The 1,861-nt window shown below is 64.1% G+C and carries 2 protein-coding genes; both read left to right on the top strand.

Translation table 11 applies throughout. The features are described 5' to 3' along the window. Positions 1-619 precede the first annotated feature (619 nt). On the top strand, positions 620-1,036 hold the full coding sequence (locus D9C15_RS33035; RefSeq protein WP_128003696.1) for a hypothetical protein: 417 nt from the start codon (positions 620-622) through the stop codon (positions 1,034-1,036). Positions 1,037-1,250: 214 nt separating this feature from the next. After that, complete coding sequence (locus D9C15_RS33030) at positions 1,251-1,805, top strand: hypothetical protein (protein WP_128003695.1); 555 nt, start codon at positions 1,251-1,253, stop codon at positions 1,803-1,805. The last annotated feature ends 56 nt before the right edge of the window (positions 1,806-1,861 follow it).

Here is a 1,861-nt window from a genome sequence, read left to right as displayed (position 1 = left end):
AACCCTTCACTCGAGGCGACCCTCCACGGCTTGGCACTTGGGCCGCGAGGCGCTCAGGTCTATCCTGCGCCTCGCGGCCCAAGCACCAACCCGTGGCGGTCGCCTCAGCTCAAACGTTAGGCCTCGGAGCGCGCTAGCGGTTCGGGCCATCGCAGTCGTGCCACCAAGCGCGCTTCCCAATCTTGGCCCACGAGCGCCGCGCAGAAGCGCGGCGGCAGCAAACTCGGACGAGCTATGCCTTCGGTCCGGCCTCTCGGCTCGCGAGTAGCTCGGACCTGCGGCTGTACTGGGCAACCTCCGCTGTCAGCTTGTCAGTGGTACCTGCGCCCTCGGAAGACTGTGCCTTCGGCCAGCGCCGTGCAGGCGCAGGTAATTCGTGAGTCTGGCATGAACTCCGCCGCCCAGGCATTGGCCACCACGGCTTCCAAGCGGTGGCGTCAGCGTCAAAGGTGCGCGCGCCACCAGGGCCGAGGCCTAACTGGTCGCTCGAGAGGGACCTCCGCCGGCAAGGCACTTGGCCCGCGAGGCGCTCGCTGTCATCATGCGCCTCGCGGGCCAAGCGCCTTCCCGGCTACGGCCCCTCAGCTCAAACGTTAGGCGTCAGATTCAGGAGCGAACCGTGATCGAAGCTCTTATCGGTGCCGCCGCAGGTGTGTTCACGATCCTCGTCGCTCGCCTGATACGTGGCGAGCGCTGGTTGTACTCGTTGGGTCTGCTCACCTTGCCGAGCCTGTACGCCCTCTTTGCCCTTCACGTTGGCGAGCAGTCTGTAAGCGCACGAGAGATGCTGTATGGCATTCCGTTCCTGGTTGCCGGTCTGCTCTTCGCTCTCGTAAGCATCCGTCAGTCAGCGGCAATAGTCGGAGCGTTCTGGGTGCTTCACGGCGTGTTCGACTTGGTTCACAGTCGACTGATCACAAACCCTGGGGTGCCGGATTGGTACCCCGTTTGGTGCTTCTCAGTCGATGTTGTTGTCGGCGGCTATCTGCTCTGGTTGTCGCGCCGCGTTCCCGACGCAAACCTTCGTCTCGCGTGAGAAGCCTCCCCCCACATCCGAGGCGCTTCGTTCGCCACTCGGCAACGGCTGTCGTTCAAGCAAGCCACCCTCCAAGAGCGCTGACGCCTAACCCTTCGCTCGAGGCGACCCTCCACGGCTTGGCACTTGGGCCGCGAGGCGGTTTGGGTCATCATCCGCCTCGCGGTCCAAGCGCCAACCCGCGGCGGTCGCCTCAGCTCAAACGTTAGGCCTCATGACCCAGACAGAGACTGTCCTCGCAGAGCTTCGCGAACTCGCGCTCGAGCGCGGCTATGAGTCGCCGTTCACCACCCAAGTCGAGTTCGAAAAGTGGGCCGACAAGGTTGCCCCACGAGTCCAGTTCGATCCCACGCTCGGCGCCCGCTTCACTCATGCAGCAAGGCGTGTACGGTCTGCGTACGCACTTGGGTCAAATCCACTTGGTTCAATCAACGAAGCCATCGGCTTGTTGAACCAAGCGATCCTGACGCTCGAAGGTCAGTTGCGCACTAGCCAAACGGTCACGCCTGTGGCAGCCCCGCCAGAGCTGCCAGCACCTCTCGAGCTGCCACCCAAGATCACCCTCAAGTGGCTGTACGCGCACGCTCCAGTGAGCTTCTATTCCTGGTACTTCGGCCTACTCGTCGCTGCGTTCTTGGCGGGCATCGCCGTCACCGAGCTGCCGCTCTACCAGGCGCTCCGGCCCAGCACCGCGGAGTCCAAGCCCGGCGGCACCGTCGCTCCGCTGGCTGCACAGCAGCAAGCCACATCGGCAAGCAGCACGAAATGAGGCCTAACCCTTCGCTCGAGGCGACCCTCCACGGCTTGGCACTTGGGCCGCGAGGC

This window comes from Piscinibacter defluvii (assembly GCF_004011805.1).
Classification (GTDB): Bacteria; Pseudomonadota; Gammaproteobacteria; order Burkholderiales; family Burkholderiaceae_C; genus Piscinibacter; species Piscinibacter defluvii.
This window is presented reverse-complemented; position numbering and strand designations above follow the sequence as displayed.